Origin of the sequence: Synechocystis sp. FACHB-908, assembly GCF_014698595.1 — a bacterium.
Taxonomy (GTDB): Bacteria; Cyanobacteriota; Cyanobacteriia; order Cyanobacteriales; family Microcystaceae; genus Synechocystis.
On the sequence record NZ_JACJTH010000013.1, the window covers coordinates 1 to 18,729 of the forward strand.

Genomic DNA, 18,729 nt, shown 5'->3' on the forward strand with positions numbered 1-18,729 from the left:
CAGGTACAACAATGTTAGACAAACTACGTTATTTACAGGCTTTCATGTGTGAAAAAATAAGCTATGTACACTGGCTAAGGGAGTTAGCACTAAGGTGATGAATTTGCTTTGCTGTAGGATTATTCTGTCTATTTTTAGGTCGTACATAAGTGCGATTCAACGATTCTGAGCTTCACCAGATGCAGAAATCTATTAATCTTCTCCAGCAAACAGTCCAACAGGGTTTTGATGATGTTAATCATCGCCTTGATAAAATGTCACAACAATTAGGTTACATTTGCCTAGTTGTTCAGGATAGTCGAGCTAAACAGGAAAAATTAGCCCAAGCCATTGCCCATTTTTATCAGAGCAGTTTAGTCAGAGAGATAGCAGATTTACAATCTGAACTTCAAACAATCAACCGTTTTCCTGAACAATCTCCCATTGGAGCCATTAAAGCCGCAAATCGTAGCCGTTTATTTTTAAGCCATGAAGCACTCAAAATCACCCCAGAGCTAGAAGCAGAATTAATGCTAAATAGTGACATTGCTATTCAAGGTTGGGCCGTTGCTACCATTACCGAAGCTAATTTATTGATGGAAATAGGTCATCACCAGGATGCCAAAGATGTTTTACGGGAAGAAGTTGTTAAATTTAAACAATTATCTGAAAATTGGTCAAAGGCATTATTGGACGATGCTAATGATAGCCTTAATACTTCCTACCGCTTTCTTGGCAAGCCATTTAACGAGTTTATTCTACCTGAAAGAATAGAGCGAATTTGTCAAATTCATCCCAAGGATTTTAACTTAACTCCAGATCAAGTACGACGCATTAAAAGTGAAATTGCTGTTGAATTTGATATGTCCTATGCACCCGAACGCTATAACCAAGCTTGGATTAATAAACAATTGGCGATCGCCGAATATTTAGACACTCTTAGTGAATTATTAGCTAGGCTAGATACCCTGCAAAACTTTGCCCAATTATGCCAAGATCGAGGTGTTAAAAGTAGCAGGGAATTGCTTCCGGGTAATGATGCAGAGCCAGGACTGTATTTGTTACCAGGATAGTGAAGGAATATTATGCCTATTACAGAATTAGCCCCCGTCTCGAAATTTATTTTGCTTGAACCCGTAAGTTGGCTAACTTTTAACCAATTGCTTCAGGATTTGGGTGAAAAGCGAGGAATTCGCCTTGCTTATTGTCAAGGAACTTTAGAAATTATGACTCCCCTCGGAGAACATGAACATAATAATCGCTTTCTAGAGCGGTTAATTTACACCACCGTTGACATCTTGAACTTGGAAATTAAAAGTCTAGGTTCCCTAACCCTAAGAGTTAATCGGCTGGAGAAAGGCATAGAACCAGATTCTTGCTTTTACCTGCAAAATGAGTCTATTGTTCGCCACAAACAGGATATTGATCTTAATGTTGATCCTCCCCCCGATTTAGTCATTGAAATTGATATTACCAGTAGCTCCCTAGACAAATTAGCAATTTATGGTGCTTTAGGAGTGCCCGAAATTTGGCGATATGACGGTCGAACTTTACAGGCTTATTTGTGGAATGGGGCTCAGCAAATCTATGAAACTTCTGAGCAGAGCTTGGCTTTGCATCCCTTGAAAGTTAAGGATTTGACTGTCTTTCTGCGCCAAAGTCTCCAAGACGGAGAAACAGCAACGATTAGGCAATTTCGTCAATGGCTGATCGAACAACTAGGCGAAGGTGAATAAATTAGTACAGACTAAAAGCCTTGACCCACTTCCAGATAGCGGGTTTTACCCTGACGGGATAGGATCGCCTGCTGACCGTTAACCGCCGCCAATTGCCAACCGCTACTACCGATCGCCTCACCGATTTGAATGCGTTGGGTCATGCCATTCCAGCGGAACAGAGCCGAAGAAAGCTCACCGGATTCCAGAACTCCTACTAAATCGTGTTTAGTTTTACTGGGCACCATCGGCACTGCCGGGGGAGCAGCGGCCACGGGTTGGGGGGGAATTGCCATGGCTGGAGCAGCTTGGCCGTTGGGGTAAACGGGGTAATAATATCGTTCCACCACAGTGGTACTACCAGGAGCGACTGCGGTCAGATTGCCACCATTATTTTGGGGCACAGCGCCGGGGGGAGGCGGGGGAAGGGGAATACCTTGGTTAGCAGGGGCGATCGCCACCGTTGTTTGGTTGGGGGTTACCGGAGGGTTAACACCAGTGAGGGCGGAGGAAGCTGGCAATGATTGGGGCTGTTTAAGGGTTTCTAAGGACTGTTGCAGATAAACAATAAATTCTTCGTCCGCTTGATCCACCGTCACCGTTTCCGTAGGCGATGTCGCAGAGGGATTGGGTTGTCGGGATTGAAACACTAGCCAAAAACTAACTAACAGCATATAGGCAACGCCACCGCCTAGGAAAATTTTGTCGATGTGCTTCAACCACCAAGGCTTTTTCGAGCTTTCCAGTCCTTCGTACTTGTCCATTGTCCCCACCCACGGAAAAAAGATGTTGCCCATTCTAGCCGAAAATTTCCCCGGGTCTAACCTTTAACCAAGGTGGGCCACCTGGGTAATTAAATGTTCTCCCTCGTTGAGATCCACCAGGCGATCGCCAAAGCCATCCTTACCCCAGGGTTGAAACTGATCAGCCTGGACAGAATGGAGTCGTTGTTGATTACTGTAAAAATCGTAAGTGGAGGATTGAGGAGACTGGGCACCCTGATTTGCCGCCACCATGGTCAACAACCGATCTGCTTTGCTGGTAAATTGCATCACCGTTGTGCCTAATTCGCCGAAATTCCCCAGGCGCACAGAAGCTAAATCTAATTGTTTGCCATAACCTGCTTGGGTTAACAGTAAAACCCTATCCCCTGGTGATGCCATCAGTACCCCCACCAAACTTTCCGTTGCACGAAGCCGCATTGCTTCCTGGCCTTGGGCACTGGGACTTGAGCAAGTTAAACCAACCTGGGCTGGATCAAACCGCAGTAAACGTCCATTGCTGGTGGCAATCACCAAATTTTTACCTGGATTTTGGGCAGAGGCAGGATTAACTGGTGTAACCAATTGGGCAAACTGGAGGAGATCGCCATTTTTTAACTTCATTAAACTCAAACCCCGCGGGCCCAACTCCTGCAACTCCTGACCAGCGAGCAGTTTGACCCGACCCTGCTGACTAACTAGGAGTAAATCCTGGGGCTGTTCCGGGGGCGGTAAAAATCCCTGGAAAGTGACGGTGGTGGCGTCCCGCTGGGCCGATTTAGGCAGAATTTGTAACAGGGGAATGCGGGTGACAGCTAAGGGGGGAATATCGGCAATGGCGACGGGGAAAGCCTTGCCATGGTCGCCAATGACAATGAGAGTTTCCCGCCCTTGAATGGAAAATTGCTGGTCCAAGGGTTCAAAGCTGTTGGCGGAGGTTAGCTCTTCTGGGTGCCAGGCGATTTCCCCCTGCAAATTAATACTCAGAAAGGCCTCCGCCGGGGGCGTTTGCGGCGTGAAGAGGGTGAGGGGATTTTTCTCGGCAACAGAAACGAGTTTGCTATGGGTGGCTATGACTTCCGGGCTTGGTTGGGCTTCCTGTTTGACGGTTTTGGGGGTAGGCTTTACGGCTAGGTTTAGATCGTCCTGCTTTGCTTCGGGAGCCGAATCTGCCGTTGGCGGGGAAGAATTTTCTAAGACTAATTGTTCTTGCTCTGGTTCCCCTGGGGAATCCAACTCTTCTTCTGGGGCTGACTGACTTTCAACCGGGGGAATTGTCGCTTCAGGCAATGGATCTTGATTTACGGGGAGAGGCTCAATTTTGGCTGGCATACCCTGTAAAATCTTGGTACGTCGTTCGTCGGCAAACTTTTTCTTTAAACCCCGCAATTCTTTTTTGAGGGCTTTTAACCGTTCCTGGCGATCGCCAATGAGAGTTTCCAACTGCTCAATGCGTTGGGCTAGATCGGTGTGTTCCTGTTGTAATTTTTCCCTTTCCAGGCCGGTGATACGGCGCATGGGCATGCCCAAAATAGCGTCCCCTTGTTGGAGGGAAATGCCTAACCGTTCCTGGAGTTGAATTTTGGCGGTGGTGCCATCGGCGGCAAAACGGAGAATTTCAATCAGCGCATCTAAATTTTCTAAACCGATTAGTAAACCAGTTAATAATTCCAGGCGACGACGGTTTTCTCCCAACTCATTTTCGTACTGTCGCAGCAGGGTATCTTCCCGGAATTGGAGAAATTCTTGGAGAATTTGCCGCAGGGACATTTGCACGGGTTGGTTGTTGACCAGCGCCAGGAAAATCACGCCAAAATTACTCTGCAAAGGAGTCATGCGGTAGAGTTTTTGCAAAATGGCATTGGGTTCCGCATCCCGTTTGAGCTCAATTACCACCCTCATGCCGGTGCGATCGCTTTCATCCCGCAGATCGGAAATGCCGTCTAGTTTGCCGTCGTTGACCAAGCTGGCAATTTTCTCAATCCAAGCCGCTTTATTGACCTGGAATGGTAATTCCGTAATGACGATCGCCGTGCGATTATGACTGCGTTTTTTCTCCCCTCGGATGGTTTCAATGTGACTAACTCCCCGCACCGGAATTAGTCCTCGTCCCGTTTGGTAAGCTTGCAAAATGCCTTCGCTGTCGAGGATGTGGCCGCCGGTGGGAAAGTCAGGGCCGGGGATTAACTTAAATAGTTCTTGATCCGACAAATCAGGTTTATTGATTAAACCAATCAAACCATCCACCACTTCCCCCAAATTGTGGGGCGGGATACTAGTGGCCATGCCCACCGCAATACCAGAGCAACCGTTCAACAGTAACAAAGGTAACTGGGCGGGAACCACGGTGGGTTCTTCCTGGGAATTGTCGAAGTTGCCGGTAAAATCAACGATCGCCTCGCTTATGCCTTCCAACATGGCCCCCATGGCGATGGGTGCTAAGCGGGTTTCGGTGTAACGCATGGCGGCCGGAGGATCATTGTCCACGGAACCGAAGTTGCCATGGCCAGCCAGGAGGGGATAACGACTGGAAAAATCCTGCACCATCCGCACCAGGGCATCGTACACAGACTGGTCACCGTGGGGATGGTATTTGCCCAACACGTCCCCCACCACCCGGGCACATTTCCGAAACGGGCGATCGGGGGTCAGCCCCAACTCGTACATGGCGTAGAGAATGCGACGATGCACCGGTTTTAGACCGTCCCGCACATCGGGTAATGCCCGCCCCACAATCACACTCATGGCATATTCCAGGTAGGAACGTTCCATTTCTTCGTGGAGATCGGTGGGGATAATTTGACCGCTGGGGAAAGATTTTCTGGCCATGCCGCTGGGAACCTGTGCGCTCGTCAATTCGCGGCCAATGTTAGCATTGGAAAGGCTGATTCTCCTCCCCACTTTGCCGGGTACAGTTTTATGACAACGGTTCTCATCGTCGAAGACGACCCCATGAACTTCCGGGTTTTTTCCAAAATTCTCACTAAGCGGGGGGGCTTCACCGTCAAGGGCAGCGAGGATGTGGCGGAGGTGTTGGCCTTAGCTCGGAGCAAGGCGGTGGACGTGATTTTGATCGATGTGTCTCTGTCCCGCAGTCATTACCAAGGTAAGGCCTATAACGGCATTCAAATTACCCAACTGCTCAAACAAGACCCTGCCACGGCCAGCCTACCAGTGATTTTGGTCACAGCCCATGCCATGGTCGGCGATCGGGAGTCTTTATTGGCCCAAAGTGGCGCAGAAGGCTACATAGCTAAACCGGTGGTGGACCACCAAGCTTTTGTAAACCAAATTCAAACCATGGCTGGAGGCGATCGGGCGGTTTAACCCCTTAGCCTAAAGATTTACCCGTTATTTTTCATGTTGCCCACTGCCATTGTCCTCACCATCCTTTTGGGCATCATTGCCTACATTTGGGGCTATCCCCATTGGTTAGATTGGCGAGAAAAACAACTTTTTCAGCGGCCTCTGCCTCCCCATTGGCAAGCAATTTTAGGCGATCGCCTGCCTTTTTATGCCCAGCTTTCCCCCCAGCAACGGCAAAAATTAGAAGCAAAAATCCAATTATTTCTCCAGCAAAAACAGTTTATTGGCTGTAATGATTTTGTTTTAACGGATGAAGTGCGGTTGGTCATCGCTGCCCAAGCTTGCTATCTAGCGTTGGAATTAGGCAGTAATCCCTACCCCAGGCTGGATACAATCCTTGTTTACCCCGATGCTTTCCAAGTGCGGCAAATTACGTCCCCCGATGGTTACGTAGTGGAGGAAGAAGACACCGTTCGAGCTGGGGAATCCTGGGATAGGGCTGGACAGTTGATCCTGGCTTGGGGCACGATCGCCTGGGATTTGGAGCGGTGGCAGGATGGCCACAACGTTATTTTCCATGAATTTGCCCATCAGTTGGACATGGGGGATGGAGCCATGAATGGGGTCCCTAAATTAGGTCGTCGCAACGACTATCAACGCTGGCAGTCAATTTTTGCGTCGGAATACCAACAACTACTCAGTCAGTTAGAAAATAATTTACCCACCGTCATCGACCCCTATGGAGCCACCAACCCCTGTGAATTTTTTGCGGTGGTGACGGAAACTTTCTTTGAAAAAGGGCAAGAATTACAACATAATCACGGGCAACTTTATCAAGTTCTACGGAAATATTACTGCCTTGAACCATTGATAAATTGCTAGGGAACGGGTTTTAGCCTGGTCACTGCCAGGGAAAATGCCCCTCCCCCAGTGGCGGCGTAGGTTCTGACCCGGACAATGTAGTCTCCCGATTCAGTAATCCGGGCGAAGGCAAGGGAATTGGTGCCCCCTTCAGTGCTGTCGTCGTTGGCCACAATGGTGGTGCCGTCATCGCCAATGAGCATTACCATGGTGTCGAATTCATCGGAGCGCAGGTCAATGGACACTTGGTCCCCGGCCTGGAGATTAATACGATAGTCCCTGGCAAATCCCCCTTCCCCCGTGGGCATATCCCCCACCGTCAGGCGATCGTCAACTGTTGTGTTGGCAGTAATGGGGATGGGATTGTAAAAACTATTTTGACTATTTTGGCCGTAACTCGGGGTTGGGTAGAACGTCACCAGGGCGGAAGTCAAACCCATCCAGAAGAGGACTACCTTGTCCAATTTCCCCGAATTGAATAATCTAAACATTCTCGGTGTCCTGACTGAGTACTGACTGGAGCCGACTGAGGAAATTTGATTCCTGGGTGATGGGAATGAACTGCTCAATGGACGGGGCTGGCCCTGGGTTTCTGGTCACGGGCCCTTCTTCGGACACATTAGAGCCCTTTAAATTTTCTTGGTTGGGATGTTGGATATTTCCGAGGGCACGGTGATGCCAAGGGAGTGGTTCTAGCTCCCCTGGGTCGGAGGGAGAAACCCGCCGTCTTGGTGATTGCAATGATTGTTCTTGTCCTGCCGTGGGAACCTTTAACTGCCATGACTGGTCTGCCATTTTAGTCAACTCCTCCATCGATTCGTCTCTGGCGATCGCCAACGATCTGGGCAGATTTTCGGAAACCAGACGCTCAAACTCAGCGGAAAAATGAAAATTGGGTTGTCCCTTCTTGTGCCAGAACTCCAGCAAATGCTCCACCGAAACCGCCTTATAACGGCCTAGGTACAGGGCTTCGATCACCGCAAGACGAATCCACAGGGCTGAAAAATTCTTAAGCCAGCCATTGATGACCTGTTTGGGGGCCATTCCCCGGAGGTCAAAACAATAGGCAGTCAAAAGCGAAACTGTCTGCAAAATGCCTGGATCCTTTTGAGCCTGGGATATTGTCATATTTGCTAGGGAGCTATGCTTAGTAGTTCCTAGAATACTAGCTCAAGTCCAGTCTGGGAGAAAGGAGGGTCGGCTATGTTTAAACAATTAGGAGTTCTGGCCACATTTATTGCCTTTGCGTTGGCCCTGGCGGTGTCGAGTAATATCCCCAGTGAAGTCACCAGTCTGCCCCAACAATCCCTCACCATTGCCCAACAATCCAAACAACAAGCCCGGCTCCGTTTGCAACGCTCTCTACAGCAATTACTCCTACGGCCCCATCGTTTTTCCGGCTCCAGCAATGGGGTAGTCAATCCCAAGGCAGAATATTTTTAGTTCCTACCAAATGCGGGTCAAATCAAGCACAAAACCGGGCATTACTTCATTGCAATCTATTTCCTTTGGCAACGTTAAAACTTCTGTCGCCTGGGAAGAACGATAAATCTCAACCTGTTGGTTTTGGGGATTGATCAATAACCCCAATCGTACCCCCAGCCGTCGATACTCTTGCATTTTTTCCTGTAATGGTTTCAGGTTATCCGTTGCGGAGCGGAGTTCAATAACAAAATCTGGTACCACAGGGATAAAGCCAACTATTTCGATCCCTTCAAGCTTCGATTGCTCAATCCACGACACATCCGGCGACAATTTACCGCCCCCCAATGAAGTGAAGTCATAGCCACAGGAAGAATCAAAGGCTTGACCCAAGTTTGTTCGGCGATTCCAAAGACCAACATCGATCGCCAGATCAAGATTTTTCCGGCTGGTTTCTCCCCCCGCTGGTGCCATAACAATTAATTCGCCATCTTTGGTTAACTCAAGCCGTAGGTCTGGGTTATCAAGGCAAAGCTGATCAAAATGCTCCGGCGAGACTTTTAAAGTGACATGGCTCACATTCAACAATAATGACCCTTGATTGATTGAGCTAATTGGCGGGGTTAGGGTTGCCATAACTTCTCCTCGGTTCGCTGAACATTGGGATAGTTAACTATTCTTATTTTGGTTAACTTCAATTCTAATCACTTCCTTTGGCACAAAGTTGACAAAGCCCGAAGAATTCTAGGGTGTGATAGTAAATCCGAAAAGAATAATTAGCCTGCAAATTTTCCTCTAGGGACTGCACAGGGCAACCCTGAATGGGTACCGATTCCCCACACTGCAAACAGGTCAAACAATGTTGGTCCTGCTCTAGGGTTTGGTAAAGCAATTCCCCTGTCATGGTGGCCTGATGTTGGATAAATCCGGCTAACTTGAGGGCATCTAAAGCTCGGTACACCGTGGCCAAGCCAATTTTTTTTGTTTCCCGCAGTTTGGCGAAGAGGGCTTGGGCCGACAGGGGCTCCGTTTCCCTTTGCAAAGCTTGGAGCACCAGTCTTTGGTTGACTGTGAGGGACTCTAGGCGAACGGCAAGGGAAGGAGTGGGAAGACTCATGACAAGGTGGAGGAATTATGCAATGATAATGATTATCGTTTATTGTCCTAATGCCAAAGGGATAAATTTCCCATCAGCTTGATCTTCACTGTATTGCACATCGGTAATGTTCATTTTCCCCGCTGTTCCCCGCTTTGTCCAACCCCTTGGTGTTGCTTTTGTTCTGGGTTTGAGCACCCTAGGCTGTCAGCCCGCTGTTGAACAGGTTGGGCAAAATGGTCAAGTTGAGGATGCTCCGGTGGCAGATGCCATGGATATTACGGTGAGTATTCCACCTCAACAATACTTTTTGGAAAAAATTGGTGGTGACTTAGTTCGAGTCAGCGTACTGGTACCGGGTAATAATGATCCCCACACCTATGAGCCCAAACCCCAACAGTTGGCGGCCCTAAGTGAAGCAGAAGCCTATGTTTTGATCGGTCTTGGTTTTGAGCAACCTTGGTTGGAGAAGTTAAAGGCGGCCAATGCCAACATGAAATTAATTGATTCGGCCCAAGGCATAACCCCCCTGGAAATGGAGAAGCATGACCATAGTCACGGGGAGGAAGAAGGGCACGATGACCATAGCCACGATGGCCACGACCATGGGTCAGAGTCAGAAAAGGAAAAAGCTAAGGGAGCATTGATGGTGGCGGATCCCCACATTTGGTTGTCCCCTACCTTGGTGAAACGACAGGCCACCACGATCGCCAAGGAGTTGGCGGAATTGGACCCGGATAATCGCGACCAGTATGAGGCTAATTTAGCTGCATTTTTAGCGGAACTAGAGCGGTTAAATCAAGAATTAGGACAAATATTGCAACCTTTACCCCAAAGGAAATTTATTGTTTTCCATCCTTCTTGGGCTTACTTTGCTCGGGATTACAACTTGGTACAAATTCCCATCGAAGTGGAAGGGCAAGAACCCAGCGCCCAGGAATTGAAACAGTTAATTGATACGGCCAAGGAAAATAATCTAACCATGGTGTTTGGGGAAACCCAGTTCAGTACCAAAAGTTCCGAGGCGATCGCCGCTGAAATCGGAGCGGGGGTGGAGTTACTCGATCCTTTAGCCGCTGATTGGTCTAGCAATCTCAAAGCCGTTGCCCAAAAAATCGCCAATGCTAACAGTGCCCAGCCCTAATGCCAACGTCCCCATGGTTGATTCCCTACTCTCCCAACCAGTAATTGCCGTTGAAAATTTATTCGCTGGTTATGGCGCGACGCCAGTGCTAGAAAATATTAATCTGCGGGTGGAGGAAAGGGATTTTCTGGGCTTAATTGGCCCTAACGGCGGGGGAAAAACCACTCTGCTCAAAGTACTGTTGGGATTAATTCAACCCCAGCAAGGTACGGTACAAATTCTCGGGCGGTCAGTGGAACAGGGGCGGCGTTACGTGGGCTATGTACCCCAATGGTTAGAGTTTGACCGGGCGTTTCCAGTGCGGGTGTTGGACGTGGTCAGGATGGGCCGTTTGGGGCGGGGTAAATTATTTCGCCGTTATCACCAGCAGGATGAAGCCATTGTACGCCGTTGTTTAGAGCAGGTGGGCATGGGAGATTTAGGCGATCGCCCCTTGGGGACCCTGTCTGGAGGACAACGGCAACGGGTTTACATTGCCAGGGCCCTAGCTTCCCAACCGCAGATTTTATTGCTGGACGAACCCACCGCCAATGTAGACAGCAAAGTGCAAAGAAGTATTTACGAGTTATTGGGGGAACTGAATCAAACCATGACCATTGTGATGATTTCCCACGACCTGGGGGCCATTTCCCGCTATGTCAAAACCGTTGGTTGCCTCAACCGTAGTTTGCACTATCACCAGGAGAAATTTATTACGCCCCAGATGATTGAAGCCACCTATCAATGTCCGGTGGATTTAATTGCCCATGGTGTGCCCCATCGGGTTTTCCCTAGCCATGATCCGGCTTTACCCGGGTTAGATGCAACCAATGGCCAGGGGCATACAGCGGAGTGTCACCATGATTGAGGCGATGGTTCAGGCGTTGCAATACGAATTTATGCAAAACGCCATCGTAGCTAGTTTGCTGGTCAGCTTAGCCTGTGGATTAATTGGCTCTTTTATTGTCATCAACCGCATGGTTTTCATCAGCGGTGGGGTAGCCCACGCGGCCTATGGAGGCATTGGTTTGGGCTACTATTTTGCCTTTAATCCCCTCTGGGGAGCGTTTGTTTTTTCCCTAGTGATGGCTTTGGCCATGGGTTGGGTAGCAAGGAAATATCAACAGCGCAGCGACACGTTAATTGGGGTGATGTGGGCCCTGGGCATGGCGATCGGCATCATGTTGATCGATTTAACCAAAGGTTATAAGGCCGATGTGGCTAGTTATCTTTTCGGCAGTATTTTGACGGTGCCCCGGCAGGAACTCTGGCTCATGGCAGGGCTAGACATGTTGATTATCATTCTTTTATTCTTACTTTATAAAGAGTTTTTGGCCATTTCTTTTGATCCGGTCTATGCCACTACCCGTAATTTGCCAGTGGATATTCTTTATCTAACTCTAGTGGCGGCCATTGCTTTAACGGTGGTGATGGTGATGCAATTAGTGGGATTAATTATGGTCATTGCCCTGTTGAGTATTCCAGCGGCGATCGCCGGTCAATATGTGCGGGATGTGCCCCAAATGATGGCTGTGGCCAGTGGATTGGGGATGGTCTTTTGCGGTGTTGGATTAGCTCTTTCCTACAGCTTTAACCTTTCCTCTGGAGCAACCATTATTTTGGTGGCCAGCATTGCCTATCTAATCAGTTTGGCGTTTAGACGCTGAGAACGTGTTTGGAAAGTTTTATTCCGCCCCCTAAATTGACCCACTAAAGCTCCGGCTTAAAAAGGGGGACTTTGGTAACCGTTCCCTCCTTCGGAAGGGGGGCTAGGGGGGATTAAACAGCCAAAACCCAGCTTTTGAAACACGCTTTGAAGTAAGCATCCCCGTTTTTCCCATTCCACGTCCTAGGGGTCAGAAAAACGTTCCCCTTTTAATAGGCCTTGATTAATTTTGTTGGTGACCAATTCCCGGTACATGGCCAGTTCTTGGGAGAGCAATTCATAGCGGGGCTTGCCATGGAGGGTCCAGGTCTTGATGTTGGATTATCCCCCTTCCGGCTTAGCTCGGTATTTTGGCTTGGATAAAAAAATTGGGCAATGATGACAAAAAAAGTTTCAAGCTGGGATGGTTGGTAAGTTTCGATGGTGTACAATTTTGTCAACGTCATTTTTATGGCAATAGAGGAGCAATTTAGAGCAATTTTTGTTTATTTGTCGATTTGTTGAGCTTTTATTGCCGTGGCTATTCTCGTTCCTTCCGCTCTCAGCGTTGTTTACGAAAACTTGATTGAGTTCACCAACTCCCCTCGTTTTTGGCGTAAATTAGCAATTATCTTCGGTACTAATTTTGACCGAGTTCAGGCGAAACAACTCCAGCAACAATGGCAAAAAGAAGATTTTAGACAGTTGCCGACCATGCGAATTTTAGACCAGGACATGGCCGGCTTGTTGGGATCCCATGCCCAGAGTACAGATATCATTCCCTATGTATTTCTGATTATTTATATCCATATGCTGACTGAATAGCAGAAAATATTGTTTATGAGAACTCCGGATGTCAGGCCTTCATCTAAGTAATGCATAAATCCTGTTTATTTGAGAATTTTCTATGAGCGTCTACAATCTTGATTTGTCCTTAGTCTATGGGAAACTGTCCGCTTTTGCAGGCTTGGAGAGTTTTTGGCAGAATTTCGAGATTATTTATGGAAATAATTATGATGTTGTCGCCGTAGAAGCTTTGCGAAGTCGTTGGGCTATTGGAGATTTTAGCGATCTTCCTGTCATTGAAGTACTCAGTGCCGAAACCTTGGGCTCTGCTGTGGGAGCCTATGCCCAAAGTATCAATAAAATTTATCTGTCTGACCAATTTGTTGCCACTGCCCCCCCAGACGCTCTGATTGAAGTCATCCTCGAAGAGATTGGACATTTTGTGGATGCTCAAGTTAACGCAGTCGATACCATAGGAGATGAAGGACAATTATTTGCAGATCTAGTGTTGGGAGATGTTGTCTCTGCGTCGGAATTGGCAAGGATAAAAGCCGAAGATGATACACACACCATCATTATCAATGGTCAATCATTACAGGTTGAACAGTCAGTACAGTCTTTAATAGGCGAGTCGGTTACTGTCAATGTGCGTTTCACCGGTAGTGGTTCTGATGGCAGCTTCAATTTTGACCTGTTTACCCAAACATTTACCGTAACGTCAGGACAGGAAATCACAGATCAAGCTATCACTGCTACTTTTAATTCATCAGGATCCCCCCAAACGCTGACCGGCAACGTAGACATAGATGTATCGGAAAATACCATCTATGTGAATTTTTCGGGTACTCAGCAAGGAGGAGCTTTAACTTTCATTTTTACATCTCTAGCAGATGAATCAATAGGTTCTGTTGAATCTGTGATTCAGACAAATGTATCTGGTTTCACTACTGGCGTTAACCAACCTCTCACCCCTTCTGTATCAAACAATAATGTTACTGTTGGTTTTTTCCCCTTTGGTTCTCAGCCTGGCGTTAATCTCTCTCAGACCTCTACACTTACCTATGGAACTCCCCCCACGGATAACACTCCGCCCAATGCCCCGTCTACGCCAGATTTGAGTGCAAGCAGTGATAGTGGGCTTTCTAGTACAGACAACATCACCAATGACACCACACCAACGTTTAACGGTACGGCTGAAGCCAACAGCACGGTAACCCTATTTAGTGGAGGTAGTACCCAGATAGGAAGCACCACTGCCAATGGCTCAGGAAATTGGACAATTACGGCTTCGACTCCAGCTGATGGCAACTACAGTATTACTGCCAAAGCTACCGATGCTGCGGGCAATGTTAGTACGGCTTCTTCAGCCTTAGGCATTACTATTGATAACACTACTCCAAACCTCGCTAGTGCTATTGAGATTAGTGACACCGCTCTAAAAATCGGTGATACAGCGACCGTTACCTTTACTTTTTCCGAAGCAGTAATTGGGTTTACAAATGCAGATATTATTGTCGTCGACGGTTCTTTGTCATCTCCAACGTCATCCGACGGAGGAATAACCTGGACAGCCACTCTTACCCCAAATGCTAATGCTGAATCTAATTCCAATGTTATTACCCTAGACAATACAGGGATTAGTGACCTAGCTGGGAATAACGGAACCGGCACAACAACATCAGTTAGCTATGCTGTAGATACTATTCCCCCTACACTCACCTCTATTGATGATGGGGATGATGATAACATTGTTCCTATCGACACTCCGCTGACCTATACCCTGACCTTCAGTGAAGATATAGACTCCACAACTGTCACTGCTGATGATTTTGACAATGCGGGAACAGCGACAATTTCTATTGGAACCATTACAGAAACCAGCTCGGGGGTATTTTCTGTAGTTGTCACTCCTAACACTTCAGGCACTATCATTCTGCAGATTCCTAATGGGGCAGTGCTTAGCGATATGGCAGGCAATAATCTAGCAGTCCCTGTGCAAGATGATGATGAACTTCAAGTCAACCAAGGACCCAGCGCTGTTATAGTTCCTAATGCCAGTCTGGCAGAAAATACCGATACTACGAACCCACTCAAAGTAGCGGATATTGCTATTACCGATGATGGTTTAGGGAGTAATGATATCAGCCTGTCAGGTATTGATGCAGCCTTTTTTGAAGTCATTGGGCAGAGTCTCTTTCTCAAGGCTGGTACAGTATTGAACTTTGAGAGTAAAGCCAGCTATACCGTCACAGTGAATGTGGATGATGACACGGTAGGTAGTACCCCTGACTTGACTGCGGATTTCAAGTTAACTATCAATAACCTAGATGAAGTAGCGCCAACCATCACATCGGGAGATACAGCAAAGGCGATCGCCGAAAATAGTGGTGCGAATCAAATAATTTACCAAGTAAAAGCAACGGATGATGGTGACATAAGTGCAGGAATAACCTTTGGCTTGAAACCGGGGGATGATGCTGACTCGTTTATCATCAATGCCACCACTGGAGAAGTTAAGTTAATTGGCAATCCTGACTTTGAAACCCAATCCAGTTATAAATTCACCGTTACTGCTGACGATGGAGTTAACCCGGCCACCGAACAATTGGTTAATTTAGCCATCATTGACCTAGACGAAATAGCTCCTACTATCACATCGGGAGATACGGCGAAGGCGATCGCCGAAAATAGTGGTGCGAATCAAGTAATTTATCAAGTCACTGCCACAGATGATGCTGACGTAAGTGCAGGAATAACATTTGGTTTAAAGCCAGGGAATGATGCTGACCTGTTTATCATCAACTCCACCACCGGACAAGTAATCCTAACTGAAAACCCAGATTTTGAAACACAATCCAGTTATAAATTCACGGTTACTGCTAGCGATGGGGTTAATCCTGCCACCGAAAAAATAGTTACCCTAGCCATCATTGACTTAGACGAAATAGCTCCTACTATCACATCGGGAGATACGGCAAAGGCGATCACCGAAAATAGTGGTGCCAATCAAGTAATTTACGAAGTTATTGCCACAGATGATGCTGACGTAAGTGCCGGAATAACATTTGGTTTAAAGCCAGGGAATGATGCTGGTTCATTTACCATCAATCCCATCACCGGGAAAGTAACCCTCATTGATGACCCGGACTTTGAAACACAATCAAGTTATAAATTCACCGTTACTGCCAGCGATGGTGTTAACCTGGCCACGGAGCAATTAGTCAACTTAACCATCATTGACTTAGATGAAATAGCTCCAACCATCACATCGGGGGATACAGCAAAGGCGATCGCCGAAAATAGTGGTGCCAATCAAGTAATTTACGAAGTTATTGCCACAGATGATGCTGACGTAAGTGCCGGAATAACATTTGGTTTAAAGCCAGGGAATGATGCTGGTTCATTTACCATCAATCCCATCACCGGGAAAGTAACCCTCATTGATGACCCGGACTTTGAAACACAATCAAGTTATAAATTCACCGTTACTGCCAGCGATGGTGTTAACCTGGCCACGGAGCAATTAGTCAACTTAACCATCATTGACTTAGATGAAATAGCTCCAACCATCACATCGGGGGATACAGCAAAGGCGATCACCGAAAATAGTGGTGCGAATCAGATAATTTACCAGGCAACAGCGGATGATAATGCGGATATAAGTGCCGGGGTAACCTTTGGCTTGAAACCAGGGGATGATGCTGACTCGTTTATCATCAATGCCATCACTGGACAAGTTACCTTACTTGATAACCCAGACTTTGAAACCCAATCAAGTTATAAATTCACTGTCACTGCCAGCGATGGTGTGAATCCTGTCACTGAGCAAGTTGTCAATTTAACCATCATTGACTTAGATGAAATAGCCCCAACTATTACATCGGGAAATACAGCAAAGGCGATCGCCGAAAACAGTGGTGCGAATCAAGTAATTTACCAAGTCACTGCCACAGATGATGCTGACATAAGTGCCGAAGTAACCTTTGGGTTGAAATTGGGTGATGATGCCACATCTTTCAGCATTGACTCCACAACAGGCAAAGTAACTTTAATCAACAATCCTGACTTTGAAAGCCAATCCAGTTATAAATTCACCGTTACTGCTAGCGATGGTGTGAATCCCGCCACCGAAAAAATAGTTACCCTAGCCATCAATAATCTAGACGAAATAGGCCCGACCATTACATCAGGCGATACAGCAACGCCTATTGATGAAAACAGTGGTGCCAATCAACTAATTTACCAAGTTATTGCCACAGATGATGCTGACGTAAGTGCCGGAATAACATTTGGTTTAAAGCCAGGGAATGATGCTGGCTCATTTACTATCAATCCCATCACCGGGGAAGTAACCCTCATTGATGACCCGGACTTTGAAACCCAATCAAGTTATAAATTCACCGTTACTGCCAGCGATGGTGTTAACCCTGCTACGGAAAAAATAGTTACCCTGACTATTAATGATCTGGACGAACTCGGTCCCAATATTACATCTGATAATATCGCAACAGCAATTAATGAAAACAGTGGTGCGAATCAGATAATTTACCAAGTAACAGCAGACGATGGTGATGATATCAGTGCCGGAGTGACCTTTGGCTTAAAGCCGGGAGACAATGCCAACCAGTTCAGTATTGATCCAACAACTGGACAAGTTACCTTACTTGATAACCCAGACTTTGAAACCCAATCAAGTTATAAATTCACGGTCACTGCCAGCGATGGCGTTAACCCTGCCACGGAGCAATTAGTCAACTTAACCATCATTGATCTTGATGAAATAGCTCCAACCATTACTAGTGGAGATACGGCAAAAGCGATTGCCGAAAATAGTGGTGCGAATCAAGTAATTTACCAAGTAACAGCAACGGATGATGCTGACACAAGTGCAGGAGTAACCTTCGGCTTAAAACCAGGAGAAGATGCTAACTCATTTACCATCAATGCCGCCACTGGAGAAGTTGAGTTAATTGGCAATCCAGACTTTGAAACCCAATCAAGTTATAAATTCACTGTCACTGCCAGCGATGGTGTGAATCCTGTCACGGAGCAAGTTGTTAATTTAACCATCATCGACCTAGACGAAATAGCCCCAACTATTACATCGGGAAATACAGCAAAGGCGATCGCCGAAAATAGTGGTGCCAATCAAGTAATTTATCAAGTCACTGCCACAGATGATGCTGACATAAGTGCGGGAGTAACCTTTGGCTTGAAACCAGGGGATGATGCCACATCTTTCAGCATTGACTCCACAACAGGCAAAGTAACTTTAATCAACAATCCTGACTTTGAAAGCCAATCCAGTTATAGATTCACCGTTACTGCTGACGATGGCGTTAATCCAGTTACTGAACAACAAATCGCATTAGAAATCTTAGATGACAATGTTGCTGTTATTGAAAATGGCTTTTTCTTCGCTCAATTTTTAGATAATACTCGCCAAGCTCTTTTGTTTCAGAATCAACCATTCTCTACTGATCAATCTGTAAACTGGAAAATCTTAGACACAGAAACTGTTGATGGCTCCAATCAAGTGCTTTGGTACAATCAAGTTACTGAAGAAGTTGGTGTATGGCTGACTGATAATAATTGGAACTGGATTTCTTCTGACACATGGCAAGTGAAATCATCAAGAACTTTTAATACCGAATTATTATTTGGGACGGACATTAACGGAGATTCTCTCATTGGCGATCAATACACTGTTTTAGAAAATCAAGGTGCGGTTGGTCTCCTGGAAGGAATTTTTGGCGCTTACTATGTTCAGCCCGGGGATGACCCAGTTACTCCTCTTAAATTTTTAGGGCAACCATTCGAGAATCAGTTTGGTAGTTGGCAAGCCCTAGCCGCAGAAAGGGTTGAAAACATCAACCGAGTTTTATGGCAAAATTTTGACACCGGAGAAATTGGAATTTGGCGAACAGACAATAATTGGAATTGGCTTTCTTCCAATGTTTTTACCCCCAATTCCACTGAAATAGCCACCGTTGAAAGCCTTTTTGGCATTAGCCTTTAGACTACTATTCGTTGGA

Annotated in this window: 16 protein-coding genes; 10 read left to right on the plus strand and 6 right to left on the minus strand. The window is 46.7% G+C overall.

Features of this window, described 5'->3' with window-relative positions:
- The first annotated feature begins 179 nt into the window (after nt 1-179).
- Nucleotides 180-1,052 (plus strand): hypothetical protein, encoded by an 873-nt coding sequence (locus H6G46_RS05285; protein ID WP_020861465.1) that lies wholly within the window; start codon nt 180-182, stop codon nt 1,050-1,052.
- A 12-nt stretch (nt 1,053-1,064) separates the two neighbouring features.
- Complete coding sequence (locus H6G46_RS05290) at nt 1,065-1,715, plus strand: Uma2 family endonuclease (protein ID WP_010871729.1); 651 nt, start codon at nt 1,065-1,067, stop codon at nt 1,713-1,715.
- Between the two features lie 11 nt (nt 1,716-1,726).
- On the opposite strand, the gene H6G46_RS05295 is transcribed toward H6G46_RS05290, so the two are convergent.
- Both H6G46_RS05295 and H6G46_RS05300 read right to left on the minus strand, forming a co-directional pair.
- A complete protein-coding gene (locus H6G46_RS05295; protein ID WP_020861466.1) occupies nt 1,727-2,458 on the minus strand; it encodes a hypothetical protein in 732 nt (243 codons plus the stop codon).
- 63 nt (nt 2,459-2,521) lie between these two features.
- A complete protein-coding gene (locus H6G46_RS05300; RefSeq protein WP_014407075.1) occupies nt 2,522-5,284 on the minus strand; it encodes a DNA topoisomerase (ATP-hydrolyzing) subunit A in 2,763 nt (920 codons plus the stop codon).
- A 90-nt stretch (nt 5,285-5,374) separates the two neighbouring features.
- Between H6G46_RS05300 and H6G46_RS05305 the strand changes: the two genes are divergently transcribed.
- Nucleotides 5,375-5,782 carry a response regulator gene (locus H6G46_RS05305; protein WP_014407076.1) on the plus strand — a complete coding sequence of 136 codons (408 nt, stop codon included), beginning with the start codon at nt 5,375-5,377 and terminating at the stop codon, nt 5,780-5,782.
- Between the two features lie 33 nt (nt 5,783-5,815).
- Nucleotides 5,816-6,643 (plus strand): zinc-dependent peptidase, encoded by an 828-nt coding sequence (locus H6G46_RS05310; RefSeq protein WP_010871733.1) that lies wholly within the window; start codon nt 5,816-5,818, stop codon nt 6,641-6,643.
- On the opposite strand, the gene H6G46_RS05315 is transcribed toward H6G46_RS05310, so the two are convergent.
- Nucleotides 6,640-7,062, minus strand: coding sequence for a PPC domain-containing protein (locus H6G46_RS05315; RefSeq protein WP_020861467.1), 423 nt, complete (start codon nt 7,060-7,062; stop codon nt 6,640-6,642). The two genes, H6G46_RS05310 and H6G46_RS05315, sit on opposite strands and share 4 nt — an antisense overlap.
- 43 nt (nt 7,063-7,105) lie before the next feature.
- Nucleotides 7,106-7,750, minus strand: coding sequence for a hypothetical protein (locus H6G46_RS05320; RefSeq protein ID WP_010871735.1), 645 nt, complete (start codon nt 7,748-7,750; stop codon nt 7,106-7,108).
- 75 nt (nt 7,751-7,825) lie between these two features.
- On the opposite strand from H6G46_RS05320, the gene H6G46_RS05325 reads away from it, so the two are divergent.
- Nucleotides 7,826-8,065 (plus strand): hypothetical protein, encoded by a 240-nt coding sequence (locus H6G46_RS05325; protein WP_010871736.1) that lies wholly within the window; start codon nt 7,826-7,828, stop codon nt 8,063-8,065.
- Between the two features lie 3 nt (nt 8,066-8,068).
- Here H6G46_RS05325 and H6G46_RS05330 read toward each other — a convergent pair whose 3' ends face one another.
- On the minus strand, nt 8,069-8,680 hold the full coding sequence (locus H6G46_RS05330; protein WP_010871737.1) for a Uma2 family endonuclease: 612 nt from the start codon (nt 8,678-8,680) through the stop codon (nt 8,069-8,071).
- Nucleotides 8,681-8,744: 64 nt separating this feature from the next.
- Complete coding sequence (locus H6G46_RS05335; RefSeq protein WP_010871738.1) at nt 8,745-9,161, minus strand: Fur family transcriptional regulator; 417 nt, start codon at nt 9,159-9,161, stop codon at nt 8,745-8,747.
- A 106-nt stretch (nt 9,162-9,267) separates the two neighbouring features.
- Here H6G46_RS05335 and H6G46_RS05340 point away from each other — a divergent pair, with 106 nt between their 5' ends.
- The 5 genes from H6G46_RS05340 (at nt 9,268) to H6G46_RS05360 (ending at nt 18,713) form a co-directional block, all read left to right on the plus strand.
- Nucleotides 9,268-10,284, plus strand: coding sequence for a zinc ABC transporter substrate-binding protein (locus tag H6G46_RS05340; RefSeq protein WP_010871739.1), 1,017 nt, complete (start codon nt 9,268-9,270; stop codon nt 10,282-10,284).
- Between the two features lie 13 nt (nt 10,285-10,297).
- Nucleotides 10,298-11,131: a metal ABC transporter ATP-binding protein gene (locus H6G46_RS05345; protein ID WP_020861468.1), complete on the plus strand. Its 834-nt coding sequence runs from the start codon at nt 10,298-10,300 to the stop codon at nt 11,129-11,131.
- Nucleotides 11,085-11,930 carry a metal ABC transporter permease gene (locus H6G46_RS05350; protein WP_010871741.1) on the plus strand — a complete coding sequence of 282 codons (846 nt, stop codon included), beginning with the start codon at nt 11,085-11,087 and terminating at the stop codon, nt 11,928-11,930. The genes H6G46_RS05345 and H6G46_RS05350 overlap by 47 nt, the downstream gene beginning before the upstream one ends.
- 515 nt (nt 11,931-12,445) lie before the next feature.
- Entirely contained in the window at nt 12,446-12,733 is a 288-nt protein-coding gene (locus H6G46_RS05355; protein ID WP_010871742.1) for a hypothetical protein, read from the plus strand.
- An 82-nt stretch (nt 12,734-12,815) separates the two neighbouring features.
- Nucleotides 12,816-18,713 carry a cadherin domain-containing protein gene (locus H6G46_RS05360; RefSeq protein ID WP_010871743.1) on the plus strand — a complete coding sequence of 1,966 codons (5,898 nt, stop codon included), beginning with the start codon at nt 12,816-12,818 and terminating at the stop codon, nt 18,711-18,713.
- The last annotated feature ends 16 nt before the right edge of the window (nt 18,714-18,729 follow it).